The organism is Trebonia kvetii (assembly GCF_007827045.1).
GTDB lineage: Bacteria > Actinomycetota > Actinomycetes > Streptosporangiales > Streptosporangiaceae > Trebonia > Trebonia kvetii.
The window spans coordinates 228,337-253,808 of the sequence record NZ_RPFW01000007.1; the positions used below are offsets into that span (position 1 = coordinate 228,337).

Consider the following 25,472-nt stretch of genomic DNA (forward strand, 5'->3'; position numbering starts at 1 on the left):
GCCGTCAGGTCCCAGGAGCCACGCCGGCGGCGGGCTTCTTGTCGTGGCCGGTTGGCGCCGCGACAATCGCCGCCAGTTCTTCGTCGCTCAGCGTCAGGCCGAACTCGCCGGTCAGCGCCTCGGCGAACTCGGCGTCCGTCAACTCGCGGCGCTCCTTCTCCTTGCCAGGGCGGTTGACGGTGTAGCCGCGGCCGAGGATCGAGCGGATCGCGTCCGGGTCGCGCCTGACGATCACCGGCTGCCAGGTGAACCACGAGTCCGGGTAGGTCGACGTGTAGTGGTTGGACAGGACCACGTCCACCGGCTGCACCTTGCCGTAGTCCCAGCGGTGCAGCGTCACCCACTCCCCCGCCTGGTACTCGCGGAGCTTCCACACCTCCGCGCCGTGTTCGGTGTCCGGGGTGATGTCGTAGACCCAGCCGTCGACTTCCTGGGGCGAGCCCGAGCGGTACCTGCGCATGCTGAGCGGTGCGGGCGGCGACGAGCCGAAGCCGGGGTCCGCCAGCCACACGCCGCCGTCGGCGCTGACCCGGAGGGTCATGTGGGTGCGCGGGCGCGCCGGTCCGCCGTCCGGGCCGACGCGGGCGAGCAGCCGCTCGACGCCGAAGCCGAGCCGCTCGAGCACCGCGCCGAACAGTTGCGCCTGCTCGTAGCAGTAGCCGCCGCGGCCGCGGAAGATGATCTTGTCCTGGATGTCGCCGAGCGCCACGCTCACCCGGCCGTGCAGCAGCACGTCCAGGTTCTCGAACCTGATCGCGGCAAGATGCGCGCGGTACAGGGCGGTCAGCGTCGCCTCGGACGGCTGCGTCGGTCCCGAGTAATCGATCCTGCGCAGATAGGCGCCAAGATCAAGGTCGCTGACCGACCAGTCATCGCTTTCCAGGCTCAAGAATTCTCCTGTTCCGGCTCGGCCGGCGCGGGCTTGCTGGTGACCATCTTCGCGATGAGCGCGCCGGCGGCGGCGCCGCCGACGAGTGCGCCGACCGCGGCGAGCCTGCCGGGGATCGAGGGGCCGATCTTGTACTTGCCCGGGCCGGTCGCGGCCAGGGTGAGGGCAAGGGTCGCGTAGGCGACGGGAAGCTCGACGCCGTTGCGCGCGGCCATCAGGCCGCCGCCGCGGTTGAAGCCCGCGGCCACCGCCATCGCGCCGGCCACCGCGAGCGGACCCGCCGGGTCCGCGAACCCGGTGATGGTGAGCACGCCGCCGGCGATCTCGGTCGCCGCCGCGGCCATGGCCATCTCCCTGCCGGGGGCGAGGCCATTGTTCTCGAAGACCGGGGCGATCCCGTCGAGACCGGGACCGTGGAACTTGCCGAGCAGCTTCTGGCTCGCATGGATGCCCATGTAGCCACCGAGCAGGAGCCGGGCACCGAGCAGGGCGGCGTCGCGCATGTGGTCCTCCCTCTGACTGGCCGCTTCGATCGGTACCTTTATACCTAGCCGGCACCGCGGAAACAGCGGCCAGGCCCCCCAAAGCACGGCAGTGGCATCAGTGCTTCTACCTATTCGATCATCAGGTCTGGCCTTTGACAGTGACGCGACGTCGCGCTGAGTGATAGTTGTAGGCGAGTGATCCGCCGGGCTGGTCCCACGATCGCCCGTGACGCGTCGAGTTGGCGGTGATGGGTTCAATGACCGGACGCTTCCCGAGGGACGGGCATGCCGACTTTGTCGGCAGGCACGAGGAGCTCGCACGGATTGGCGAGCTGCTCGCGGACTCCCGCCTCGTGACGATCGCTGGGCCTGGCGGTGTCGGCAAGACGAGGATCGCGCGGTCGGCTGCCTCGCAGGCGGCGGGCCGGTACCCGGACGGCCCGTGGATCGTGGAGCTGTCCGGACTGCGCGACCCCGCGCTGCTGCCCAACACGGTCGCCAGCGTCCTCGGGCTGCCCGAGCAGGACCCGCGGTCGGCGCTGCAATCGGTGCTCGAGTACCTGAAGGACCGGCGCCTGCTGCTCATCCTCGACACCTGCGAGCACCTGCTCGACGCTTGCGCCGCGCTGAGCAGCGCCGTGCTTCGCGCCGCGCCTAGTGTGACCGTGCTAACCACCACCAGGCAGCCGCTCGACATGCCGGACGAGCAAGTCTTCCCCGTCGGCCCGCTGCCGGTGCCCGGGCACGCGGTCGACCTGTTCGAGCTGCGGGCCGCCGCCGTCATCGACGGGTTCGCGGTGACCGAGCAGAACGCGCCCGACGTCATCCGGCTGTGCCAGCGGCTCGACGGCATACCGCTCGCCATCGAACTGGCCGCCGTCCGGCTGCGGGAGCTGCCGCTGCCCGACCTCGTCCGGCGGCTCGACCGCCGGTTCGCGCTGCTGACCGGCGGCCAGCCGGGCGCGCTGCCCAGGCACCAGACGCTGCGCACCGCGATCGAGTGGTCCCACGAGCTGTGCTCGCCCGCCGAGCGGCGGCTATGGGCCAGGCTTTCTGTCTTCGCCGGGACGTTCAGCCTGGCCGCCGCCGAGGAAGTGTGCGCCGAGGTGTCGCTCGAACGGCCCGACGTGGTCAGCGCGCTCGTCGGCCTCGTCGACAAGTCCGTGGTCATCCGCGAGGACGAGCGGTACCGGATGCTCGACACGCTGCGGGAGTTCGGCGCGCAGCGGCTCGCGGAGTCCGGTGAGCTCGCCTCCTGCCGGGAGCGGCACATCGCGCGGTACCTGGCGATGGCGCAGTACTTCGGCGGGCACTTCGCCGACGACGACCAGATGGACCGCTACCACGAGCTGCGGGAGACGCACCCCAACCTGCGTGCGGCGCTTGAGTACGCGCTCGAGCTCGACGACGAGGCGCCGGAGGCGGACGAGGCGGGGAGCTGGCAGGCCATGGCGGCCGTGGCCTCCGCTTCGGTGGTCACCTCGGTAGCAGCCCAGGAACGGTGGCGCAGCGGTGCCGACCTGGCCTGCTCGCTCCACGGGTACTGGCAGATCTCCGGGCTGCTCGGCGAGGGCGGCTACTGGCTGACCAAGACGCTCGACCGGTTCACAGACCCCGGCCCGGAACGGGCACGCGCACTGGTCAACAGGGGATTCCTGCGGTCCTTCATGGGAGACATCGGCAGCGCGCTCGCCGACTGCGAGGCAGGCACCGCGATGGCGGTCGCGCTCGGCGATGACGCCGTGACCGCTCGCGGCTACCAGCACACGATGCTGACGCTCACCTTCCTCGGCAGGCACGACGAGGCGGCGCAGGTCGCCAAGGAGGCCAGGGCGCGGCTGCGCGCCTGCGGCGACCTGGCGGGCGAGCTGATGCTGATGGCGCAGCTCGGGCACCTGCACCAGCTGTCGGGCAAGCCCGACGAGTGCGTCGCGGTCTGCGACGAGGGCCTGGCGATGCTCGGGCCCGACAACCGCGAGCAGTGGATCAGCACCTATCTGCACGTCGTTTCGGGCTTCGCGCTCTTCCAGATGCCTGGACGGGAGGTCGAGTGCGAGGCCGCGCTGCGCAGGGCGCTGTACGGCAAGCAGGAACTCGGCGACGTCATCGGCATGGCCTACGCGCTCGACGTGCTCGGCTGGCTGTCGGTCAAGACGGGCTCGCCGGCGCGGACTGCCTGGCTGCTCGGCGCGGCGGAACCGCTGTGGGAGCGCGGCGGCAGCGTGCGGTTCAGCGGCACCGCGATCATGGAGGAACTTCATCAGCAGGCGGAACGTTCGGCGCGCGAGGCACTCGGAGTGTCGGATTATGCGGTGTCATTTGCGGCGGGGACCTGGTACGTGCGGGAGCGGCTGAACGCCGGGCCTGGCGGCGGCGCGCTGCGGCTGGAGATTCCGTAGCAGTTTCCGTGGGGGACCGGAGTAAGCCTTACGAACTCTTTCATCCTGGCGTTTGCGGGCTGCTCGGACTCCGAGGGGTCGAGGGCAGGATGAAAGAGCTCGCCGTTCGGGATGATCCTTGTCGGTATTCAGGGCGTGTAGAACCGGCCGGGGGTGGCGCCGAAGGCGCGCCTGAACGTGTCGATGAACGCGCTCGGGTTGGACCAGCCGCAGGCCAGCGCGGTGCTGGTCACCGGGGTGCCGTCGGCGAGCAGCAGCAGCGCGCGCAGCAGGCGGAACTGGGTGCGCCACTGCGGGAAGGTCATCCCCGCCTCCTCGCGGAACAGCCGGCTCAGCGTCCGTTCCGACGCGCCGACCACCGTGCCGAACTCGGCGAGGGTGCGCTCGTCGGCCGGGTTGGCGCGGAGCATGTCCGCGATGGCTGCCAGCCGGTCGTCTGTGACGGCGGGGAGCCTGACGGGCAGCTGGTCCACGCGGCGCAGTTCGTCGAGTGCGACGCTGCGCAGGTTGGCGCGCTGGTGTGCGTCGCGGCCGTTGTTCTTGTCGTCCGTGGTGAGGGCGATGATGACCTCGCGGAGCAGCGGGCTGACCGCGACGACGGCGGGGGCGTGCGGGGTTTCGCTGTCTTCTTGTTCTTGTTCCTGATGGGGCATCGGGAACGCCAGCGTACGCATCTGCACGCGGCCGTGGGCGCGGTGCGCGTGCGGGATGCCGGCGGGGATCCACACGGCGCGCTGCGGCGGAACCACCCAGGTGCCGCCCGCGGCGGAGATGGACAGCACGCCGCTGCTCGGGTACACGAGCTGCGGCACATCGTGGTAGTGCCAGTCGATCGTGTCGCGGTGGCCGAGTTCGGAGTAGGTGGGGCCGGTCAGCTCACGCTTATAAGCGTCTTGGCGGGTTTCCGGCATAATTCGTCAGTTTACTGGCGGCCGGGGCCGCGGCTCAATGTTGCCGCCGGTCAGCGGCTCTTCGGTGTCCGTCACCGGCTCTGGCCGCTCCCTGACTCCGCTGGCAGATCCTTTCCGCCGGACGCGCGCCAGTCGGCGATGCGGACGATCGTCTCCAGGTAGGCGAGCGTGAAAGGACCGTACCTGGCCAGCAGGCGCAGGACGGTCTGCCGCCAGGTCCCCCCGCCGTCCTGCCCGAACTGCCCGAACTGGGCGAGGTCGGTCAGCAAGGTGGTCGCGGGCTGGCCGAAGATCGCGGGGATCGGCGTCTTCACCCCTTGTGCCAGGCCGAACGCCGGCGGCGGCGCCGCGCCATGGGGGGCAACCGCGGATTCGATCACGTCGCGGACCTGGACGCGGAGCAGTCCGTGGTGCGCGAGGACCAGGTACCTGGTGAGATCGGGGTCGGGTGACGCGGCGAGCAGCACGGCGAGCGGGCCGTCGAGCAGCAGCAGTGACGCCAGTTCGTGCCGGAAGCCGACACCGCCTGCGAACTCGAGCCTGCCGTTCCTGCCCGACTTGGCCCAGGGGCGGCCCGCCTCGACCGCCGCCGCCTCCGATTCACCGGCGAGCGCGCACAGCGCGTCCTGCCAGAGCGGATGTGCCTTGCCCGCGTCGTGCAGGTGGGCCGCGACGATCGTGGCTCGCGCGGCGTCGGGCGATACTCGCGGCGCGAGCACGGTAAGCAGCGCCGCCGCCTGGTCGCGGACCTGATCGCTGTGCTCGGCAAGGGACTGCCACGGGCGGGGCGCGTCGACCGGGACAGCGGCTTCCGCGGCTGCCCGTTCGGCGATCTCGTCGGGAGTCAGCAGCTGCGGGCAATCGGGAACCGGCCCGGACGCCGCCGGATCGACGCCGGTTTCCTGGTCGTAACCGCCATCCATGGCGTTAACGAGCAGCAATTCCAGCGGTCGCGGCGGCGTGCCCGGGTACTCGCCGAGCCGTGTCGACCGGTTCGCGGACCGGTCGAATCGCCACACCGGACGCTGGCCGGCGAGGAGCAACACGTCGCCGATCGGGACGCGGCACCGGTACTCGGCGGGCGGATAGCGCACCTCAGGGTCCGGTGCGCCGTCCGGTCCCGGTGTCCAGGTCGCCCAGGCGAGTTCCACGTCCGGATCGTCACCGTCGCGCAGGTACGGGCCGGCATCCACGGCAGACGCGGTGTCGAAAAGTTCCGCGAACTCATCCCTGCCGATCGCCGCGACGTGCTGCGGACCGGACGGGACGGCGCGCGCAGCCAGGTCTTCACTGGTGACAGCCATGCCCTCGAGCCTGTTGAGCTCGGCGCACGCGGCGTGGCAGTCCTGGTGGTCACGGCCCGGCGGCAGCCACCACAGTTCGGCATCCTGCACCGCGCCGTCACGGTTGCAGCGTCCCGCCCGTTGCACCACCGCCGGCCACGGCGCCGCCTCGGTCACCAGGACCGCGGCGGACTGGTCAAGTCCCTCGGCGACCTGAGCGGTGATGACGATCATGTCGCCGGGCGCCGCGATGTCCGCGAGGCGCGCGGCTCGTTCGATACCGCGCAGGCGCGGGTGGAGGAGCGTGCAGGTCACGCCCTCCCCCCGGAGCTGGCGGTGCACCTCCTGGGCCGCCGCCACCGTGTTCAGTACGACCAGGGTCATCGTGCCCGGCCGGTGCCGCTCCGCCGCTAGGCGGGCAACCGCCCGGTAGTCCCCCGGTTCCGCCGGCACCCGGCGGATCGTCCGTCGCGCAGCAAGCCTGGACGCCAGCTCGCCTGCCCGTTCCCCCGCGCCGACACCAACAGGCGCGGTCTCCGTCAAGGAAGACAGCAGAGTAAGCCCGAACGGTTCCGCTATCGGGACCCCCTCGGCCCACTCGGCGAGCCGCCGCAGGGTCGCGGTGGCCTGCGGGCACAGCCGAGCCTCGTCGATGATCCACTGCGCCCCGTTGGTGACCAGGCCGAAATCGATCGGCGACAGCGCTCGCCCGATCCCGTAGCCGCGGTTGAGCGCCTTGGAAACGACTGCGTCCGTGTTGCCGATGACGATCGCGGGCCGGTGCATGTTCTCCCGCCAGTCCCCCAGGTCTTCGCCCCACGGACCCATGACCACATGCAGGCTCACCTGTTCGGTGAGCTCGAGGCGGGCCAGCCAGTCGCGGGCCTGCGCGGCGGCATTGTCCGCAAGCCTGCCTGGTGGCAGCGCGTAGATCAGCCGCCGCGGAGTCACGGCCGGGCCTGGCCCGTAGAGCAGGCGCCACAGCCAGGCGAGGATCACGCCGGTCTTCCCTGTCCCGGTCGGCGTCGTCACCGCAGCAGGCAGGCCGTCCCGTGCTATCCGCGCCTGATACCTATACGGCCGGCAGCCGGTCGCCGCCTGGAAGAACGACTCGAAATCCACGTCAGGGACCGGGCCTCAGCCTGGGTGGACCGCGGTGCCCTGGTGGAAGCGGAGCCGCCACGCGTCACCGTCGCGGACCCAGATCGAGCTGCGGTTCGCGTAGTCGAGTTCCTCATGCCTGACGATGCTCCGGTAGGTGACGAGGACCGTGTCCGCCCCGAGTTCGGCGACCGTGAAGTCCGGCAGCGGGAGCACCGCGTCGATCTCGCCTGACTCCATCGCCATCGACTGCGCCCGGGTCCAGGTGCGGCCGGAACGGCCGAACTCGAAGAAGTCAGGGTGCAGCACGCGCTCCAGGTAATCGGGGTCGAAGCGGGTCTCCGCTCGCCACATGCTCTCCTCCAAGTCGCGGAACTCCTGCGATGTAGTCATGCCCAGAATTTTGAACTATTCGGGGCGGTCGAGCGTCTTGGTTGATGTGGGGCACACCCGAAAGGAGCCCCGATGCTCGGGCGGATGCCGAAGGGCGGACGTTGTGATGGACGTGTCTGGTGTGACGCCGCACCCGTTCAGGATGCTGGCGACGGTTCCTGAGGGCATGGTCAGCATGCCCGCCGACGGCGAGTGGGCCGCCTGGACCGGGTTCTGGAGCACCCCGATGGACGGGAGGGACGCGGTCATCCTGGTGTCGATCACCGTGACCGCGTTCGACGGGCAAGCGGCGGGTGAGGCGGGGACGGCTTGTGACGTGCTCGCCGCGCGGCTGCGGGTGCGGCATCCCGAGGCGACCGCGATCATCGAGGAATTCCGTACGCCGGGCGGCGACCCGGCGGTCTGCCTGCGGTGTTCCGTCACGGAACGGGTCCGCGGCCGGGATGTCACGACCTGGCAGGCGCAGGCGCTCGTCGCGTACCAGAGCGCCGGGGCGCTCGGCGTGGTCAGCGGGGTCGCGCTCGATCCGGACGACCTGGACAGGGCCGCCGCGCTCGTCGCGGAGATCGCGGCGGGCATGACGGTCACGGTCGCGCCGGCCGCCGCGTAGTCACGGTCCGCGTCGTTGCCTCGCCTTGAGCAGACGTGCAGCAAGTCAGAGGAAACGCATAGCAGATTGATACTGGTCACCGGCCTGTTGGTCAATACGGTGGTCGCCATGCTGCAGAAGGCCCTTGACCTCGTCCGCCTGGATTTCGCCCCCGCGCACGAGCAGCCCTCCGGTGCGCGGCTTGCCGTCGCCACCGTGGTCGCGCTCGCTGGCTCGCTGCTTGCCGACGCGCTACTGGTGGCCATCGCCCAGGCCGCCCTACCCGCGACGAAGGGGTACGAGCACTTCCAGTTCGCCGACTACGCCAAGCTGACGGTTATCGGCGTGCTCATCGCCTGCGTCGCGTGGCCGGTCACCACGCGGATCACGTCGGCGCCCCGGTGGATGTTCCTGCGGATGGCGGTCCTCGTCACGCTTGTGCTCTGGCTGCCCGACGTCTGGATCCTGATCAAGGGACAGCCCGCCAAGGCGGTCGCGGTGCTGTTCGTCATGCACGTGGCCATCGCGCTCGTCACCTATAACGCCCTGGTACTGCTCGCGCCGGTGCGCACGCCCGGCCGGCACGCCACCCGCCGTCCGCAGCCGGCAAGGCCGTGACGTAGACTTACCTGAGCGTAGGTCGCTTGATGCACCGAAACGGGATCCACGGACATCGGAGTGCATAGGCGTGGCGGCAAGGTCCACGCGATGAGCGGCGAGAGCACGAGCCTCTTCCTTTAACGCCGCCGAGTAGCGACCCCCGAGTCCTGGAGACGATTCCCCCGTTGACTGCCATGCCCGCAGAGTGTTCTGCCGCGCCCGAAATCACTGAAGTCCCCGTATCCGCCGAGCCAGTCACGTTCGCCGCGCTCGGCGTGCCCGCCGAACTCGTCGAGGTCCTCGAGGACCAGGGCATCACCACGCCGTTCCCCGTCCAGGCGGCCACGCTGCCCGACGCGCTGGCAGGCCGGGACATCCTCGGCCGGGCAAAGACCGGCTCAGGCAAGACCCTCGGGTTCTCCCTGCCCATGGTCAGCCGGCTGGCCGGCGGATCGACGCTGAGCGCCAGGCCGCGCGGCCTCGTCCTCGTGCCGACCCGCGAGCTCGCCTCCCAGGTGACCGCGGTGCTCAAGCCGCTCGCGCGGTCGATGAACCTGTGGGTGACCACCATCTACGGCGGCGTCTCCTACGGTCCGCAGGTGAACGCACTGCAGCGGCGGACCGACATCGTCGTCGCCACTCCCGGCAGGCTCGCCGACCTGATCGGCCAGGGCGAGTGCGACCTGTCCGACGTCGAGATCACCGTCATCGACGAGGCGGACCAGATGGCCGACCTCGGCTTCCTGCCGATCGTCAGGCGGCTGCTCGAAAGCACGCCGGACCGCGGCCAGCGGATGCTGTTCTCCGCGACGCTCGACGCCGCCATCGACGTGCTCGCGCGGCGCTTCCTCACCGACCCGGTGCTGCACTCGGTTGACGAGAACTCCTCACCCGCCGAGATCGAGCACCACGTGATCACCATCGAGCCGTCGCACAAGCTCGCGGTCGTCTCCGCGCTGGCAGGCGGCGAGAAGCGGTCGCTCGTCTTCACGCGGACCAAGCACGGCGCGGAGCGGCTCGCCCGCCAGCTCACCGAGGCCGGCATCCCGGCCGCCGAACTGCACGGCAACCTCCGGCAGAACGCGCGGTCCCGCAACCTGGCGGCATTCACCGACGGCATCGCCCGTGTCATGGTGGCCACCGACATCGCGGCACGCGGCATCCACATCGACGGCATCGACCTGGTCGTGCACGCCGACCCGCCCGCCGAGCACAAGGCCTACGTGCACCGCTCCGGCCGCACCGCTCGCGGCGGCGCCGACGGCGTGGTCGTCACGCTGCAGATTAAGTCCCAGGCGCGCGACGTCACCGCGATGATGCGCAAGGCCGGCATCACCCCGCACACGGCGGTCGCGGCGGACGCCGACTCCGCGGCGCTTACCGAGATCGCCGGGCCGCCCGCGCCGCGGGTCACGGTCGGCCGCAAGGTCGCGGAACTGGTGCGGCCCGAGGACCGTCTCGCCGCGAACGACCGGCATGGCATCGGCAAGCCGTGGGAGGGGCGCCCGCGCCGTGACCGCGCCCGTGGCCAGCACGGTGACCGCGACCGCAAGCCGCGCGACGACCGGTTTCGCAGCCGCGGGGCACGGGACGCGGGGCCGCGCGACGAGTTCACCGCGCGCGCGTCACGGCCGGCAGACGCCGGCCAGGCTCCCCGCGACGAGCGCGCGCCGCGATTCCAGCGGGACGACCGCCCAGCACGGTTCGACGGCAACGACCGCTCCGCGCGATTCGGCCGCGACGACCGCGCGCCGCGATTCCAGCGGGACGACCGGGCACCCCGGTTCGACCGTGACGACCGCGGCTCACGCGACCGCGACTTCGGCGGGCGCGACTCAGCCACCCGGGGATCGGGCGACCGCGACTTCGGCGGGCGCGACTCAGCCACCCGGGGAGCGGGCGACCGGGGCTTCGGCGGGCGGGACGGCAGCCGGGACGGCAACAACTGGTACCCGCGCGCCGGCGGCCGCTCCGCGCAGGCAGGCGGCCGGCGGCCCGGTTCGTTCGGCCAGAGCGGCCAGGGCGGCCAGTTCGGTGACCGGCGGCAGAGCCGGGACGGCGGGTCGTACCGCGGTGAGCAGTCGTCGCGCGGCTGGCAGTCGTACGGCGCCGGGTCCGACCGTGGCGACCGGCCCGTCGGCGACGACCGCCGCGACAACAGGTCTTTCACTGACGACCGGCCGTCCCGCGGCGAGCAGCCATCGCGCGGGCAGTCCTTCGGTGACAGCCGTCCTTTCCGTGACGACCGGCCGTTCCGCGGCGAAGGCGGTGCCCGCCCGCAGGGCGGCGGGCGGCCGGGTTCCGGCCGCACTGACCGGCCGCAGGCCGGGGGCCATTTTGGCGGATCATCCAGGCGTTTCGGATATTCCGCAGGCCAGCGCCCGGCCGGCAACCGGCGGGACTCGGGGCAGGGGAGACATTTCTGACATATCCATGTTGGCAGCGGGGTTGCGAGTCGGAACACTTTTCCGCTAGGAGAACACCAATCCTCGCCGCTGGATGCGGTAGATTGGCCTCAGCTGTTGACGAACTTAGCGATCGTAATTCGCGCTCGGATTCAAGTAAGTCGCGGCGCTTGCGGCGCCGCCCTTCATGGAGGCCAGGCAAATCACGACTGCCGGGTTCCGACGACGGTCGCCATCATGGCTGATTCGCGTGAAGTGCGCGGGTCTAGGGCTCTTCCAGAAGGACACACAGCAAAAATGGCTCAGGGGACCGTAAAGTGGTTCAACGCGGACAAGGGCTATGGCTTCATCGCCCCAGACGACGGTAGCGGTGACGTCTTCGTTCACTTCTCCGCAATCGAGGCGAACGGCTACCGCAGCCTCGAAGAAAACCAGAAGGTCGAGTACAGCGTGACCCAGGGGCCGAAGGGGCCGCAGGCCGCGCAGGTGCGAGCCGTCTGATTGACCAAGCGAGTCGACGGCGAGTCGGGAACGTATAAACGTCCCCGACTCGCCGTCGATTTTGCTTTCTGACGGCCGATGTTGCCGTCAAAGGTTAATTAGTTGCAAAGATTTTCCGGGGATTCTCTGTTAATCGAATTGGTCCCCCGGTCAGGCTCTGCCGGTCACTCTGCGGGCTGGAACGTGAAGACGTGCTGCCCGATTCGCAGCGCCCATCCGGGCTGCAGCGGAGCCGGCTCAATGCCGATCCTGGTCCATTCACTCGCACCGGGAGCGCCGATATAGGTGCCCTGAGCCGAGGATGCGTCCCTGATCAGCACGGTGCCGTTGGCGACCGAGACATAGGCGTGCACCCGGGAGACCAGGTTGTCCGGGTCCATCAGCCGGAACGGCGAGGCGTCACCCGAGCGCACCGCCGGGTCATTGGCGGGCTCGCGGCCGAGCACGTAGGGGCGGTCGAGCACGATCACCGTGCCGTCCTCCGAGCGCAGGGCGCCGTACTGCGCCTGCGGGGCCATGGCCGAGCCGCCGGCACGGCGGTGGCTGCCGGATGCGCGCTCGGCGACGGCCGGGTCTACCGCGCCCGTCGCGATGGTCGGGGCGATCTCCGCCCTGCGGGCACTGGTCGACTTGCCCGCCGGCGTACGCGGGGCCGACTCTTCGGCGACGATGGGATCGGGCTGCATGAGCGGCTCGGCCGGCATGAGCGGCTCCGCCGCGAGCACCGGCTCGGGGGCGGAAACCGGCTCGGCCTGGGCCATCGGGGCGACCGGCTCCACCGGCGCCGGCTGCGACTGCGGCTGGGACGCGGCCGCGTCCCAGCCTGGCGCCGCCAGTCCGGGACCGGCCACGCCGGTAAGTGCGAAGCCCTGACCGGGGACGACGCCGCCCCGCAGGTCGGAGATCGGGTCGGCCTGTACCGCCGCCGACGCGGCGCCGCCGACGGCCAGCCAGTCGAACGTGCCCGGCAGGACCTGATCGACCCAGGTGAGCGCGTGCTCACCGGAGAGCTGCCTTGTCGCCTCGCCTGCGGCGACCGCGCACCAGATCGGGCCGCGCAGGAACACCACCATGCCGTCGGCGACGGGCGTCACGATGCCGAACGCGGCGATGTCGCCCGACAGGTGGCCGAGCACCCAGGAGGCGAGCCGCGCCGCCACCCCGGTGGCGGGCGTCTCGCGATCGGCGGCAAGCTCGGCGACGAGGCCGAGCAGCTCGTTCGCGCTGGCGTCTGAGGCACCGGCGGACCGGGAAATCAAGACAATCGTGTCACCGAATCTGCCGACCAGGTCCGTCCCTGGTTCAATGCTCACTCGCATGGTCATCCCCCAACTCTCCAAAGCGGCCAGCGACAGCGCCGCGTTGCAAATCGGCGTGCCGGAAGATGCTGGCGGGCACGGTGAATTGTACCCAGGCAGGGAGTTCGCGTGGAAGCGCCGGTCCATCCGAGGGGGCGAGACTGCCGCGAACAGGGGCCATGCGATAGTATGTTCGTATGGATGTCGCGGTGCAGGAGTCGCTGCTCGATTTCGGCGACGACCCGCTGCCCAGCGCGCTGCGGCCGGAGCGGGCGCCGCTCAGCCGCGGTGCCTGGATCGATGTCCAGCGGGGCTGGCTGTCCGGCTCCGCGGCGCTGTTCGCCCGGCTGGCGGCGGACGTGCCGTGGCGCGCGGAGCGGCGGCGGATGTACGACAGGACCGTCGACGTGCCCCGGCTGCTGTGCTTCTACGGCGAGGACGCCGCGCTGCCCGACCCGGCGCTCGACGCCTGCCGCGACGCGCTCAACGCGCACTACGCCGCGGAGCTTGGCGAGGAGTTCGTCACGGCGGGGCTGTGCTTCTACCGGGACGGGCGAGACAGCGTGGCCTGGCACGGCGACAGGATCGGGCGCGGCGCGGCCGAGGACACGATGGTCGCGATCGTCTCGCTCGGCGAGGCACGGCCGCTACTGCTGCGGCCCGCACCGCCCGCCAGCGCGGCCGACGGGCCGGGCGTCCGGTACAGCCTCGGGCACGGCGACCTCATCGTGATGGGCGGCAGCTGCCAGCGGACCTGGGAACACGCCGTACCCAAGTCGGCCCGGCCGACCGGCCCGCGGATCAGCATCCAGTTCCGTCCACGGGGCGTCCGCTGACCGAGTGCGGTTAGGCTCGTTACGTGGGCGAATATCCGTCGCTTGTGGCGACCGACCTTGACGGGACGATCATCCGCGGCGACGGCACCATCTCGGCACGGACCGTCGCGGCGTTCGCCCGGGTGGAGGCAGCAGGGGCACGCTTCGTGCTGGTCACCGGGCGGCCGCCGCGGTGGATGGCGGCGATCGCGGCCACCTTCGGACACCGGGGCACGGCCATCTGCGCCAACGGGGCACTCGCCTACGACATGCATACGGGGGAGATCGAGGCGCGGCACCTGATCCCGCCGCCCGTGCTCGCCGCGGCCGCGACGGCGCTGCGGGCCGCGGCGCCCGGCATCGGGATCGCGGTCGAGTACCCGGACGGGCACGCCGCCGACCCGGTCTACGAGTCGGTCAACTGGGACGTGAACTTGTCACTGCCGCGCCTCGACGACGCGGAGCTTTTCTCCCGTCCCGCCTCCAAGCTGCTCGGCAGGCACTTCGGCTACACCTGCGACGACCTGCTCACCCAGGTGCTGCCCGCGCTCGACGGCCTGGTCAGCGTCACCCATTCCAATTCCAAGGGGCTCATCGAGGCCTCCGCGCTCGGCGTCTCTAAGGCAAGCGTCGTCGCCGAGATCGCCGCGCTGCACGGGATCGACCGCGAATCGGTCATCGCGTTCGGCGACATGCCCAACGACCTGCCGCTGCTGACTTGGGCGGGCATCTCTTGCGCGGTCGCCAACGCGCATCCCGCGGTGCTCGCCGCGGCCACGCACGTCATCGGCAGCAACGACGAGGATGGCGTGGCGACGTACCTCGAAGCGCTGTATACCTGACGGGGTGCAGGTGCAACAGGCGGTGACACGGCCACGGAAGCGGCTGGTGGTGCGAGAGCGTCCGACCCTGGTGCTGGTGGGTTCGGTGTTAGCTGGTGGGGCCGAAGCGTTCGGTCTTGATGACGCCGGGCAGATGGCCGGCGGCGACGAGCAGGTCGGAAGCCGCCTCCACGAAGCCAGACGGGCCGCAGACGAAGATCGCCGGGTTCTCCCGCGGGGAGAACGCCACCTCCGCCAGGGAGCTGGCGTCCAGGCGGTCGCCGTAGCGGCGCAGGACGCGGCCGCCGCCGGGCCCTGGGGCCGCCGGTGTGTCACACGGCGCGGAGGCCGGGCGGTACAGCGTCCGCGTGTAGAGATACGAGACGGTGAGGGGTGAAACACGAACCCGTTCGGAAAGCTCTGACTGGTAAATGACGTCGGCGGGGGTTCGTGCGCTGTAGATCAGCCGGACGGGGACCTGGCTGCCGGCCTCCGCGTGAGTGCGGATCATCGACATCAGCGGCACGACGCCCGAGCCGCCGGCGAGCAGCAGCAGCGGGCGCTGGTCAGCGGCCTGCCAGGCGAACCAGCCGCCGATCGGGCCGCGGACCTCCAGCTGGTCGCCCGGCCTCGCCTCGCCGGTCAGGTACGGCGAGACCTCGCCATCCGCCAGGCGCTGCACGGTCAGCTCGAACCGGTCGGGCTCCGGCGCGCTGGCGATCGAATAGTCGCGCTGCGTCGAGTAGCCTTCCGCCGCGGTGAGCTTGGCGGTAACGTGCTGGCCGGCGAGATGCCCCGGCCAGCCGGGGACGTCGAGGCTGAGGGTCCTGGCGGTCGCGGTCTCGTCCCTGGTTTCCTTGACGGTCGCGACCAGCCAGCTCAGTCGCCCTGATACCGCTGTTCGCGCCACGGGTCACCGTAGTCGTTATAGCCGAGCTGTTCCCAGAAGCCCCGCTTGTCGCGGAGCATCAGGTCCAGGCCGGTCACCCACTTGGCGGACTTCCAGAAGTACAGGTGCGGCACAAGCAGCCGGGCGGGGCCGCCGTGCTCCGGATGCAGCGGCTTACCGTCGTAGGAGTAGGCGATCCACGCCTTGCCGTCGCGCAGGTCGGGCAGCGGCACGTTGGTTGTGTAGCCACCGTAGCTGCGGGCCATGACGTAGCCGGCGTTCGTCTCGATGTCCGAGAGCAGCGTGTCGAGCGAGACTCCGCGCCAGTTCGTGCCGAGCTTGGACCACTGGGTCACGCAGTGGATATCGGTGGTGATGTCCTCGGCGGGCAGCGCGGTGAACTGCTTCCAGTCCCAGCGCGTGGAGTCGCCGGTTTCCGTGGTGATGGTGAACGTCCAGGTGGCGGTGTTCACCGGCGGCGTCGGCCCCGCCTGCAGTACCGGGAAGCCGTGCTCCAGGTACTGGCCGGGCGGCAGCTTCACGTCCCCGTCGCGACCACGGCCGTGGAAGCCGCGGGATACGACGTTCACGAGTTGAGCTTCGTCCGCCAGTCGTGGGGTACACGGCCCTTCGGGCCGGGCACCGGCTGATCGAGCGGGTGATGCTGCGGGTCGGTGAGATCCGGGCCGGTCTCGTAGAAGTCCTCGGCCGGGTAGGACCAGAACCAGTTCTCACCCGGCTCGAAGCTGCGGATCACCGGGTGGCCGGTCGTCTTGAAATGCCCGGTCGCGTGCTGGGACGGCGAGTTGTCGCAGCAGCCGATGTGCCCGCACTGGGTACAGCGGCGCAGGTGCAGCCACCAGCCGCCCGCCGCCTCGCATTCCTCGCAGCCGGTGCCGCTCGGCGGCACGGTCGGGTCGACGCCGACGATCTGCTCTGTCATGAGGCCTCCGGTTGGGTGTCTGGCGGGGCTTGGTCGAGCTGTATCGGAAGGCGTACCTGGAAGCGCGTGTCGCCGGGAACCGACTCGACGCGCAGGTCGCCGTGGTGCTTGTTGACGATGATCCGCCAGGCGATGTCGAGGCCGAGCCCCGTGCCCTCGCCGACGGGCTTGGTGCTGAAGAACGGCTCGAAGATCCGCTTCTGGATGTCCTTCGGTATGCCGGTGCCCGTGTCGCCGATCTCGACGAGCACGTTGCCGTCGTCGCGGGCGGTGCGGATGGTGAGCGTTCCCTCGCCGTGCATCGCGGCGGCGGCGTTGTCGATCAGGTTGGTCCACACCTGGTTCAGCTCGGAGGCGTAGGCGGGGATCTTCGGCAGCGTCTTGTCGTAGTCCTTGACGATCTTGATGCCCTTGAGCTTCGCCGACAGCATCAGCAGGGTGCTCGACAGCAGGTCATGCACGTCCACCACCTGGAACGGCGCGCGGTCGAGCTGCGAGTACTGCTTGGCCGCGCCGACCAGCGTGGAGACCCTGGTGGTCGCGTCCTCGATCTCGTTCATCAGCAGCTCGGTCTCGACCGTGTAGTTCAGCCAGCGCAGCGCGGGCTCGAGCATGTCCGCGCCCACGGTGTCGAGAACCTGGTCAAGCCAGTCGCTGTACAGGCCCGCCTGCACGAAGACCGGGGCGAGCTGCCAGCCGTCGTGGCAGCCGTGATCCTCGAGCCAGTCGGAGACCTCGTCCTCGCGGTCGGATGCCTCCATCGGGTCGAGTATCGGCGCCTTGGCGACCCGCTCGGCCGCGCGCTGCTGCAGCTCGATGAGCGGCTCGAGGCTGGCCTTGTCGTACTTGCCGCCGGCGATCATCTTGAGCTTCTGGCGCATGCCCGCGACCCGCTCGCGCAGGCTGGAGGTCGCCCGCACCGCGGCGGCGGCCGGGTTGTTGAGCTCGTGGGTGAGGCCCGCGGTCAGCGAGCCGAGCGCGAGCAGCCGCTCTCGCTGGCCGACCACCTCCTTGGTCCGCTGGCTGCCGAAGAACAGGCCCTCGAGCAGGTGCACCGGCATCGGGAACCACTCGGTCATGATCTGCGCGAAGCAGTCCGCGCCGAGCACGTAAAACCGGGACGGCTCGGTCACGCGAAGCGAGTTGGCGTAGGTCTGCGGCACCCGGTCCCCCAGGTAGGCCATGTACGCGCCGCTGTAGACGCCGCGCTGGCTGGTCCTGCCGACCTCGACGTCATCGTCGCCGACCCGCCTGCTCTGCACCACGGTGCCCTCGATCAGCACGTAGAAGCAGGTGGCCGGCTCACCCTCGGCGAAGACCCGGCCGGGCTGGATGATCTCGATGTGCCCCTCGACGCACAGTCGCGTCAGCTGGTCTTCGGTGAGTTTCTCGAAAAGGAAGAGCGTGCGGAGCTCTTCCGGGTCGCACGGGAATGTTGCTGTGCTCATGACAGGGTCTCCAGGTACCGGTGCACGAACATGACGGCCATCGCGCCCTCCCCTACCGCCGACGCGACCCGCTTGGCCGACTCGGCGCGCACATCCCCGGCGACGAACACGCCGGGGACGCTGGTCTCCAGGTGGTACGGCGGACGGTCAAGGGGCCAGCCCGTGTCGTCCAGGCTGAAGTCCGGACCCGCGAGCACGAAGCCGTGGTCGTCGCGGGCAAGGACACCGTCGAGCCAGCCGGTTCCCGGTGCCGCACCAATAAAGATGAACAGCTGCCCGGCGTTGACTATTTCTGTGGTTCCCGCGGCCATGTCGCGCAGCGTCAGGGACTCCAGGTGCCCGTCCCCGTTCACCTCCGTCACCTCGGTGCAGGTGCGCACGGAGATGTTCGGGATGCCCGCGATCTGCTGGATGAGGTAGTACGACATCGAGGCTTCGAGGCTTGGCGCGCGCACGAGCATGGTCACGGAGCTGGCGAACTTCGACAGGTAAACGGCCGACTGGCCGGCCGAATTCGCGCCGCCCACCACGTATACGTCTTGGTCCTTGCACCCCTCGGCCTCGGTGAGCGCGGCGCCGTAGTAGACACCCGCCCCGGTCATCTCGGTGCAGCCCGGGGCCGTTAGCTGACGGTAGGCGACCCCGGTCGCGAGGATCACCGCCTTGGCGTCGATCTGGGTGCCGTCGCTGAGCCTGACGGTCTTGGCTGGGCCGTTCACCTCCAGGCTGTCCACCTGGGCGGTGGTGAGCAGCTCGGCGCCGAACTTGACCGCCTGCCGCCGTGCCCGGTCGGTGAGCTGGCCGCCGGACAGGCCGTCAGGGAAACCCAGGTAGTTCTCGATCCTGCTCGACTGGCCCGCCTGACCCCCGGTGGCGAACCGCTCCACCAGGACGGTGCGCAGGCCCTCGGACGCGCCGTACACCGCCGCGCCGAGGCCCGCGGGGCCGCCGCCCACGACCACCAGGTCGTAGAAGTTCTCCTTGGGCACGGTGGCCAGGTTCACCTTGGCCGCCACTTCGGCGTTCGTCGGCGCGATCAGCGGCTCGCCGTCCGCGGTGATCAGCACCGGCAGGTGCGTGCCGTCGGTGCCCGCCGCGTCGAGCAGCCGCCGTCCCTCGTCGGTGTCCGAGGCGTACCAGCGGTAGGGCACCTGGTTGCGGGCGAGGAAGTCGCGCAGCTCCGCCGAGGGCGCCGACCAGCGGTGCCCGACGAGCTTGGCCTCGTTGACCGGCCTGCGCTCCTGCTTCTTCCAGTCGAGCAGCAGGTCGTCGATGACCGGGTAGAGCTTCTCCTCCGGCGGGTCCCAGGGCTTTAGCAGGTAGTGGTCGAGGTCCACGACGTTGATCGCGTCGATCGCCGCGTTGGTGTCCGCGTACGCGGTAAGCAGCACCCGGCGGGCGAACGGGTAGACGTCCATCGCCCGCTCGAGGAACTCGATGCCGCTCAGGCCGGGCATCCGGTAGTCGGCGAGGATGACCGCCACCTGGTCGCCGCGGAGCTTCATCTGCCGCAGCGCGTCAAGCGCCTGCTCGCCCGACTCGGCACGGACAATGCGGTGTCTTTCGCCGTACCTTCTGCGCAGGTCGCGGGAGATCGCCCGGGACACACTTGGATCATCATCCACAGTGACGATCACCGGGCGCAGTTCGGCCTCACCGGCTGGTCGGGTCATGCCCCCATCGTAAGCGGGTGGCGTCCCGTGGTCATACCGGGCTGCTCGGCGCCGGCTGGCCGGCGCCGCCGGGCTTCTTCGCGACGCCGCCCCACATGGTGGACTTGCCCGCCGCGTCCTCCGGACGGTCGGGGCGCCATTCTGGGCAGCGGATGACGCCCGGCTCGACCAGGTCCAGGCCGTCGAAGAAGGCGGTCACCGCGTCCCTGCTTCGCGGCTTGGCGCGCTGCGCCATGAGCTGGTTGAGCCTGGTCGTCGCGCTCGCCATCGCCGCCGCCTGGATGTCGGAGGCCGGGTGGGAGATCACCAGGCAGCTGCCCGCGGGCACGGCCTCGACCAGGCGGCGGACGAGCCCCTGCGGGTCGTCCTCATCGGGGATGAACTGAAGGACAGCCATCAGCACCACGGCGACCGGCTCACTGAAGTCGAGTATCTCCGCGGCCTTGCCGAGAATTGTCTCTGGATCGCGGATGTCGGCGTCGATGTAGGCGCACTGTCCTTCAGGACGGCTGGTCAGCAGCGCCCTGGCGTGCGCGAGCACCATGGGGTCGTTGTCGACGTAGGCGATCTTGCTTTCCGGCGCGCGGGCCTGCGCGACCTCGTGTGTGTTCGACGCGGTCGGCATACCGGTACCGAGGTCGAGGAACTGCCTGATGCCGGCTTCACCCGCGAGGAACCGCACGGTCCTGCCGAGGAAGGCGCGGTTCTGGCGCACCGAGGCGACCGTGTCGGGCAGCAGTGCGATCACCTCGTCGCCTGCGATCCTGTCGGCCTCGAAGTGGTCCTTGCCGCCGAGCCAGTAATCCTGAACGCGGGCGATATGCGCGATTGACGGGTCGATGGTCCTGACGACGGAACGCACCTGGTAGGCGGTCGGCTCGCGCCGCCAGTCATCATTTGCTGCCATGTGTCGTTAACCGCCCTGCTGCCACGATTTCGTCCCATGCCACGGCTAATATCCGACATCGCCGATGATATTGGCCAGCGGCTCGCCGGCCGCAAGCCGGGCGAGCTGTGCGCTGACGACGCCGTAGGCGCTGTGCCGGGCCTGGTAGACCGCGCCGCCGACGTGCGGGGTGAGCAGCAGGCCAGGCGCCTGCCACAGCGGGTGGCCGTCGGGGAGCGGTTCCGGGTCGGTGACGTCGAGCGCGGCCCTGATCCGGCCAGCGGTCAGCTCAGCGAGCAGCGCACCGGTGTCGACGATCACGCCGCGCGCGGCGTTCACCAGCAGCGCGCCGTCCTTCATGTTCGCGAGGAAGGCGGCATCCACCAGGCGCGTGGTCTCCGCGGTGACCGGCACCAGGATGACCACGACGTCCGCCCGGCCGAGCAGCTCAGGCAGTTCCGCGATCGCGTGCACGCCGTCCCTGGCATGCCGCGCGACCCGCTCGACGGTGACCTCCCAGCCGGCCAGGCGGCGCTCGACGGCGGCGCCGATGTCCCCGTAGCCGACGATAAGCACGCGCTTGCCCGCGATGGGGTCGCTCAGCGAGCCCTTCCAGTGGCCGTCCCGCTGCTGGACCGCGAACCGCGGCAGCTTGCGCAGGCTCGCGATGATGAGGCCGACCGTCAGCTCGGCGGTCGCGGCGGTGTGCGCGCCGCGGGCATTGCAGAGCGTGATGTGGCCGGGGATGTGCTGAAGGACGTGGTCGGCTCCCGCGGACAGGAGCTGGATCGTCTTCAGGCTGGGCAGCGCGCCGATCTTCTGGATGATCTCCGGCTGCACGCCGAAGGGAAGAACGACGAACTCGACCTGGTCCGCGGTGTCCGGCAGGTCGTCACCGCCGGTCCAGACGTCGGCCTCGATGCCGTCAGGCAGGCCGCCGAACGCCTCCGGCGGATCGGGGAGCCATACCCGTGTCAACTGAGGCCGAATTCGACCTGGCGGTCTTCCGGGACCAGCTCGGTGTACTCGGGGTGCTTCTTGATCCAGGAGTTGATGTACGGGCAGAACGGGAGGACGCTCAAGCCCCGGGCGCGTGCGTCGTCGAGGCTGAAGCGCGCCAGGTGGGTGGCCAGGTGCGCGCCCTGGAAGGCGGGCTCGACCTCGGTGTGGATAAGGCTGATTACCTCGGCGCCGTGGTCGTGGCGGAGCTGGTAGTCGATGAACCCGGCCAGTTCGCTGCCCATGTGCATCTCGTACCGAGAGGCGGCGGGGTTGTCTGTCATGACCGGCATGTCGGCGGCTGAATCCATGATCGTTACAGTACGCCGCGTTAGGGCGCCGGATTATCGCCCCGGGCCGAGCAGGGGGCCGAGCAGGGCATCCCGGCGGGCGGACAGCACGTCGGGCGTGCCGTCGATGTCCACGACCTTGTCCCGGCTCGTTGCCCCGGTAACCAGGGTGACGTCGCGTCGCCGCACGCCGAACGCGCCTGCCACCGCGCGCAGCGCAGCCTCCGTTGCCTTCCCGTCGACCGCGCGCTCGCTGACCGCTACCACGATCGCGTCGCCATGCCGCCCGCCGACCGAGGGCCTCGCAGACCCCGGCTTCACCCGGATCGCTACCCGCACCCCAGGTCAGACGTGGCCGCTAGACGCCGGCCGGAACCATGACCTGCGACCCCGCGTCCTCGTCGTGGTGCGCCGTTTCCTGTTCGGCGCTGATCACGACGACCGGGCAGGCCGCACGCCGCAGGCAGGCCCGGATCACCGGGCCGGCCGGGCGCGGCGCGCCCGCCGTGTCGCTCGCGGTGCCGAGCACCAGCATGTCCGCGCCGGCGCACAGCTCCAGCAGGATCCGCGCGGCTAGGCCGTCGACTACCTCGCCCTTGACCTCGACGTCCGGAGCGAACTCGGCCTTGATCTTGCCCGCCAGCTCATCGACGTCGAAGTCGTCGCAGCCCTGCTGACTCGACTGCGCTGGCGCCGCATAGCTTGGAAGGCTGTGGCAGCGCGCCTCCCGCACGTGCACCGCGTGCACCTCCGCCCCGCGAAGCGCTGCCTCTCGACAGGCCCAGCGGAGCGCCGCGACGGATTCGACGGAGCCATCGACTCCGACGACGATCCGCCGCACAGCAGGAACCGACATGCCGGAACCCCCTCATAACGTTCGCCGCCTGACCGCCCCCTCCGCCGTCCCCCGGGCGGTCCAGTCAGGTGTCCCTCTCTTACCAAGCCTTGATGCTAATCCTGGTCCCGTGTCCGCACGAGACCTCGTGCCGAGATTTTCCCTGCTATTAGCTGGTCAACCGAGAACTGTTGTTAAGATCTCATTTCGATAACTGTGCATATGCGGAACTTCTGGACAAATCTTCCACTGAACGGGTTCGGCCTCCGCGGCACCCGCCCGCCACGGCCCGCACGCCTGGCGGGGCGTGACGGCGTGATGAGCGGTGCGGCGCACGGGCACGGTGTGACCTGCGGGCACGTCGTGTGGCATCCGTGCACGGCGGAACGTGCGCCGCTGAGGGGGAAGCGGGGCTCCTGGGGTACGCATTCCCGGCTCACGGGCGGGCCTGAGGCTTCGCTCGGGGCCCGGCGGGGCGGCGGAATCCCAGAAAATCACGCAAAAACGGCCATTCGCGCACCGCGTCCGGCCGCCCGGGGAGCATGATCTGGAGGTTTCATGAAATTAGAGATAGGAAAATACTTTTCTTGAGCTCGGCTTGGCCACTATTGGGTGAAACCGCGTTTCGGCGACGTCCTCGGGGACGCCATACTGCAGAACTGGAACAACTTCCTGTTCCCGCTGGTGGTGACGAACAGCGAGCACCTGATGATGATCTCCCAGGGACTGACGGTGTTCCAGGGGCAGCTCACCGGCACCGCTTACAACCTGCTGATGGGGGGTTCGCTGATCGCAGTGGTCCCGGTGCTCATCGTGGCGATGTTCGCCCAGCGCAAGGTGGTCGAGGGCCTCACCCTCGGTGCCATCCGCTAGACGGAACCAGGACGGGGGTACCGGCGTCTAAGGGGCATGAGGCTCTCGTCCCGCTCACGGGTCACCGCACTCGCCGTCGCCGCCGCGGCCCTCGCCACCGGGGCAGCCGGCTGCGCGTCAGCTGCCGCGCCCGCGTCCTCGTCGTCGCCAGCTGCGCCCCGTCCGGCCGCCGCTTCCACCACGCCGACGATGACGTTCGGGCCGGCTAACGGCACTCCGAAGCAGCGGGCGGTGGCCGACGCGGCCGTGCTGGTCAAGCAGTTCATCCCGCCACCGGGGGCGCATCAGCGGGCGAAGTCGCCGGTGCCGTCCAGCCCGGTCAGCTCCGGACCGCAGGGCGGCGGACCGGAGGACCAGGACGTGATCACCCGCACCGGCTGGTGGCTGGCACCCGGCGGGCCGCTGGCACTGCTGTCCTGGGAGAAGGCGCACCTCGGGAAGGTGTACCGCTACGAGGGATCGGAAGAGAACGGCCCGGGTATCTACAGCAACACCTACGACGTGCCCCCGGCGCCGGGCCTGTTCGACTACCGGCACCTCGCGGTCACGGCCGTCGCCGCCGGCCACGGGCAGGTCGCGCTGCGGGTGGACGCCCTGGTCGACTGGATCCCGGCCCGGGCGAAGGGTGACACCGTCCCGGCCACGGCCCGGCGGGCGGTGCTGACCGAGACGAAGAGCGTGGTCGGGACGGCTAAGGCGCCGGTGGCCAACGCCACGATCGTGACTAGTGCGAAGGAGGTGGCCGCGCTGGCCGCCTACCTGAACCACCTGCCGGTCAACGTGCCCGGCGAGTCGTTCAGCTGCCCAGCCGCTCAGGGCAACGGCGGCGGCCTGTCCGTCTTGTTCCAGGCTCGGAGCGGCGGTCCGGCCCTGGCCCTGGCCAGCGCGGACCTCGGCGGCTGCGGGTTCCTCACGTACACGATGCCAGGCCACCCGCCGACCGGCCTGGGCGAAGCTGAGGCCGGGCTTCCCCTGCTGGCCGAGGTCAACCACGTCACCGGCTCGCATTGGAAGGTCCCCTGACCCCTCCCCTGGGCGGATGGTTGTGACAACCAGCCGGTTATATGCGGTTCGCTGCCACAACCGCTGCGTGGGCCCGGGCAGAGCGTAAGGTTCGCTGTCCGGCGCATCAGCTTGGGCCGCGCGGGTTGTGCGCGTGCCCGGGGGTGGCGGGCGGGGGCCAGTGGGCCGGGCTACGGCCGGCGCGACGCTCGGAGGCCGGCCGGCTTCCCCTTGTGACGGGAGCCGGCCGGCTCTCCAGCTTTCGGAGGCTAGAGGATGACGGTGACTTCAATCGTGTATTGGCGGGCACGGCCGGTGCATACGAATCCATCGTGCGCCGCTATCGGGGTTTTTGTTTCCATCAGGAGAAAAGTTTCCAAACGCCGGGCGAGGCGGGGCGTGGGAACGCTCGCGCCTCGCCGGCGTGGACTGCGCCGCTAGGCGGCGGGTCCCTCCGCTGCCGGGATGGTGTCGCGGGGGGCTGGGCAGTAGACGGTGCCGAGGAAGTAACCGTAGATCCAGTGCCACAGGAAGATGCCGAACGTCAGCTTCCAGCCGAGGCTCGTGGACAGGAAGCCCGCGTGGTGCGGGACGTAGACGGCCGGGACCCACCAGGCGGCGCTGATGAGGGCGAGCACAGTGCCATACAGGAAGGCCTTGACGAGGTTCCCGAGCATGGTGTTGCGCAGCGGGACCAGGGGATGGAAAAGCAGGGCGAACAGCAGGGCGAAGAACACGCCGTCGGCGAAATGCGAGAGCTCTCCGACGAAGTAGGTCGCCGCGGTGGGCGTGGAGCCGACGGTACCGAGAATGAGTTCGCCGTTGGCGACCGGCCAGTTCAGGCTCGGCAGGCCGAACCCGGGGAACCAGATGCCGAAGACCGTCGCGAACTGGGTGGCGACCGCGCCGGCGAGCATGGAACCGCCGATCGGGTGCCCGACGAGCCATGCCCGCCAACGGGGCAGTGATTCGTCCGTGGGAATGCGCACTATGAAACCGGGATTGTTTGGCGCGGCCGGTCTGCTTTCCGCGCTGACAGTGCTCACAGCGAAACCTCCTTGTTTCACCGCCCCAACTAGCAAAAGTGTGTTCCTGCAAACGGTTGCCGGCAAGATGTTGAAGGGTCCACAAGTTGGAAACTTTA

Annotated in this window: 26 protein-coding genes; 9 read left to right on the plus strand and 17 right to left on the minus strand. The window is 70.0% G+C overall.

The features are described 5' to 3' along the window. Positions 1-4 precede the first annotated feature (4 nt). Complete coding sequence (locus tag EAS64_RS32975; protein ID WP_145859419.1) at positions 5-889, minus strand: arylamine N-acetyltransferase family protein; 885 nt, start codon at positions 887-889, stop codon at positions 5-7. Beyond that, a complete protein-coding gene (locus EAS64_RS32980; protein WP_145859420.1) occupies positions 886-1,392 on the minus strand; it encodes a DoxX family membrane protein in 507 nt (168 codons plus the stop codon). The genes EAS64_RS32975 and EAS64_RS32980 overlap by 4 nt, the downstream gene beginning before the upstream one ends. A gap of 239 nt (positions 1,393-1,631) precedes the next feature. On the opposite strand from EAS64_RS32980, the gene EAS64_RS32985 reads away from it, so the two are divergent. Beyond that, complete coding sequence (locus EAS64_RS32985) at positions 1,632-3,773, plus strand: ATP-binding protein (protein WP_187366347.1); 2,142 nt, start codon at positions 1,632-1,634, stop codon at positions 3,771-3,773. Between the two features lie 128 nt (positions 3,774-3,901). On the opposite strand, the gene EAS64_RS32990 is transcribed toward EAS64_RS32985, so the two are convergent. From EAS64_RS32990 to EAS64_RS33000, 3 genes are all read right to left on the minus strand, one after another. Then, positions 3,902-4,684, minus strand: a complete 783-nt coding sequence (locus EAS64_RS32990) for an AraC family transcriptional regulator (protein WP_145859423.1) — start codon at positions 4,682-4,684, stop codon at positions 3,902-3,904. Between the two features lie 71 nt (positions 4,685-4,755). Next, on the minus strand, positions 4,756-7,089 hold the full coding sequence (locus EAS64_RS46945) for an HD domain-containing protein (RefSeq protein WP_145859425.1): 2,334 nt from the start codon (positions 7,087-7,089) through the stop codon (positions 4,756-4,758). A gap of 15 nt (positions 7,090-7,104) precedes the next feature. Further along, positions 7,105-7,461, minus strand: a complete 357-nt coding sequence (locus EAS64_RS33000) for a nuclear transport factor 2 family protein (RefSeq protein WP_145859426.1) — start codon at positions 7,459-7,461, stop codon at positions 7,105-7,107. 106 nt (positions 7,462-7,567) lie between these two features. On the opposite strand from EAS64_RS33000, the gene EAS64_RS33005 reads away from it, so the two are divergent. The 4 genes from EAS64_RS33005 (at position 7,568) to EAS64_RS33020 (ending at position 11,556) form a co-directional block, all read left to right on the plus strand. Next, the gene (locus EAS64_RS33005; RefSeq protein WP_145859427.1) at positions 7,568-8,071 is read left to right on the plus strand and encodes a hypothetical protein; all 504 of its coding nucleotides are present in this window, start codon (positions 7,568-7,570) and stop codon (positions 8,069-8,071) included. A gap of 108 nt (positions 8,072-8,179) precedes the next feature. After that, positions 8,180-8,668, plus strand: a complete 489-nt coding sequence (locus tag EAS64_RS33010) for a hypothetical protein (protein WP_145859429.1) — start codon at positions 8,180-8,182, stop codon at positions 8,666-8,668. Between the two features lie 176 nt (positions 8,669-8,844). Then, positions 8,845-11,076, plus strand: a complete 2,232-nt coding sequence (locus EAS64_RS33015) for a DEAD/DEAH box helicase (RefSeq protein WP_145859431.1) — start codon at positions 8,845-8,847, stop codon at positions 11,074-11,076. A 276-nt stretch (positions 11,077-11,352) separates the two neighbouring features. After that, positions 11,353-11,556 carry a cold-shock protein gene (locus EAS64_RS33020; RefSeq protein ID WP_145859432.1) on the plus strand — a complete coding sequence of 68 codons (204 nt, stop codon included), beginning with the start codon at positions 11,353-11,355 and terminating at the stop codon, positions 11,554-11,556. 164 nt (positions 11,557-11,720) lie between these two features. On the opposite strand, the gene EAS64_RS33025 is transcribed toward EAS64_RS33020, so the two are convergent. Next, positions 11,721-12,869 carry an FHA domain-containing protein gene (locus EAS64_RS33025; protein ID WP_145859434.1) on the minus strand — a complete coding sequence of 383 codons (1,149 nt, stop codon included), beginning with the start codon at positions 12,867-12,869 and terminating at the stop codon, positions 11,721-11,723. A 182-nt stretch (positions 12,870-13,051) separates the two neighbouring features. Between EAS64_RS33025 and EAS64_RS33030 the strand changes: the two genes are divergently transcribed. Beyond that, positions 13,052-13,690: an alpha-ketoglutarate-dependent dioxygenase AlkB gene (locus EAS64_RS33030; protein WP_145859436.1), complete on the plus strand. Its 639-nt coding sequence runs from the start codon at positions 13,052-13,054 to the stop codon at positions 13,688-13,690. A gap of 23 nt (positions 13,691-13,713) precedes the next feature. After that, a complete protein-coding gene (locus EAS64_RS33035) occupies positions 13,714-14,511 on the plus strand; it encodes an HAD family hydrolase (protein ID WP_145859437.1) in 798 nt (265 codons plus the stop codon). Positions 14,512-14,599: 88 nt separating this feature from the next. Here the strand turns inward: EAS64_RS33035 and EAS64_RS33040 are convergent, their stop codons facing one another. Genes EAS64_RS33040 through EAS64_RS33085 form a run of 10 tightly spaced genes read right to left on the minus strand, consistent with a single transcriptional unit; the run spans position 14,600 to position 22,474 of the window. Further along, entirely contained in the window at positions 14,600-15,400 is an 801-nt protein-coding gene (locus EAS64_RS33040; protein WP_145859439.1) for a ferredoxin reductase, read from the minus strand. Next, on the minus strand, positions 15,370-15,969 hold the full coding sequence (locus EAS64_RS33045) for a molybdopterin-dependent oxidoreductase (RefSeq protein ID WP_145859441.1): 600 nt from the start codon (positions 15,967-15,969) through the stop codon (positions 15,370-15,372). The genes EAS64_RS33040 and EAS64_RS33045 overlap by 31 nt, the downstream gene beginning before the upstream one ends. Further along, positions 15,966-16,322 (minus strand): UBP-type zinc finger domain-containing protein, encoded by a 357-nt coding sequence (locus EAS64_RS33050; protein ID WP_145859442.1) that lies wholly within the window; start codon positions 16,320-16,322, stop codon positions 15,966-15,968. Before EAS64_RS33050 ends, EAS64_RS33045 begins: the two co-directional genes overlap by 4 nt. After that, a complete protein-coding gene (locus EAS64_RS33055) occupies positions 16,319-17,770 on the minus strand; it encodes an ATP-binding protein (RefSeq protein WP_145859444.1) in 1,452 nt (483 codons plus the stop codon). Before EAS64_RS33055 ends, EAS64_RS33050 begins: the two co-directional genes overlap by 4 nt. After that, a complete protein-coding gene (locus EAS64_RS33060; RefSeq protein WP_145859446.1) occupies positions 17,767-19,443 on the minus strand; it encodes an NAD(P)/FAD-dependent oxidoreductase in 1,677 nt (558 codons plus the stop codon). The genes EAS64_RS33055 and EAS64_RS33060 overlap by 4 nt, the downstream gene beginning before the upstream one ends. 31 nt (positions 19,444-19,474) lie before the next feature. After that, positions 19,475-20,350: an SAM-dependent methyltransferase gene (locus EAS64_RS33065; protein ID WP_145859447.1), complete on the minus strand. Its 876-nt coding sequence runs from the start codon at positions 20,348-20,350 to the stop codon at positions 19,475-19,477. Between the two features lie 45 nt (positions 20,351-20,395). Beyond that, positions 20,396-21,307 carry a 2-hydroxyacid dehydrogenase gene (locus EAS64_RS33070; RefSeq protein ID WP_222849791.1) on the minus strand — a complete coding sequence of 304 codons (912 nt, stop codon included), beginning with the start codon at positions 21,305-21,307 and terminating at the stop codon, positions 20,396-20,398. Next, on the minus strand, positions 21,304-21,639 hold the full coding sequence (locus EAS64_RS33075) for a GNAT family N-acetyltransferase (protein ID WP_145859451.1): 336 nt from the start codon (positions 21,637-21,639) through the stop codon (positions 21,304-21,306). The genes EAS64_RS33070 and EAS64_RS33075 overlap by 4 nt, the downstream gene beginning before the upstream one ends. A gap of 33 nt (positions 21,640-21,672) precedes the next feature. Then, positions 21,673-21,957, minus strand: coding sequence for a DUF167 domain-containing protein (locus tag EAS64_RS33080; RefSeq protein WP_145859453.1), 285 nt, complete (start codon positions 21,955-21,957; stop codon positions 21,673-21,675). Between the two features lie 19 nt (positions 21,958-21,976). Then, the gene (locus EAS64_RS33085; RefSeq protein ID WP_145859454.1) at positions 21,977-22,474 is read right to left on the minus strand and encodes a universal stress protein; all 498 of its coding nucleotides are present in this window, start codon (positions 22,472-22,474) and stop codon (positions 21,977-21,979) included. 591 nt (positions 22,475-23,065) lie between these two features. Here EAS64_RS33085 and EAS64_RS33090 point away from each other — a divergent pair. Beyond that, positions 23,066-23,326 (plus strand): ABC transporter permease family protein, encoded by a 261-nt coding sequence (locus tag EAS64_RS33090; protein ID WP_145859456.1) that lies wholly within the window; start codon positions 23,066-23,068, stop codon positions 23,324-23,326. A gap of 36 nt (positions 23,327-23,362) precedes the next feature. Further along, entirely contained in the window at positions 23,363-24,349 is a 987-nt protein-coding gene (locus tag EAS64_RS33095) for a hypothetical protein (RefSeq protein WP_145859458.1), read from the plus strand. Positions 24,350-24,765: 416 nt separating this feature from the next. On the opposite strand, the gene EAS64_RS33100 is transcribed toward EAS64_RS33095, so the two are convergent. After that, on the minus strand, positions 24,766-25,374 hold the full coding sequence (locus EAS64_RS33100; RefSeq protein ID WP_145859459.1) for a hypothetical protein: 609 nt from the start codon (positions 25,372-25,374) through the stop codon (positions 24,766-24,768). Between the last annotated feature and the right edge of the window lie 98 nt (positions 25,375-25,472).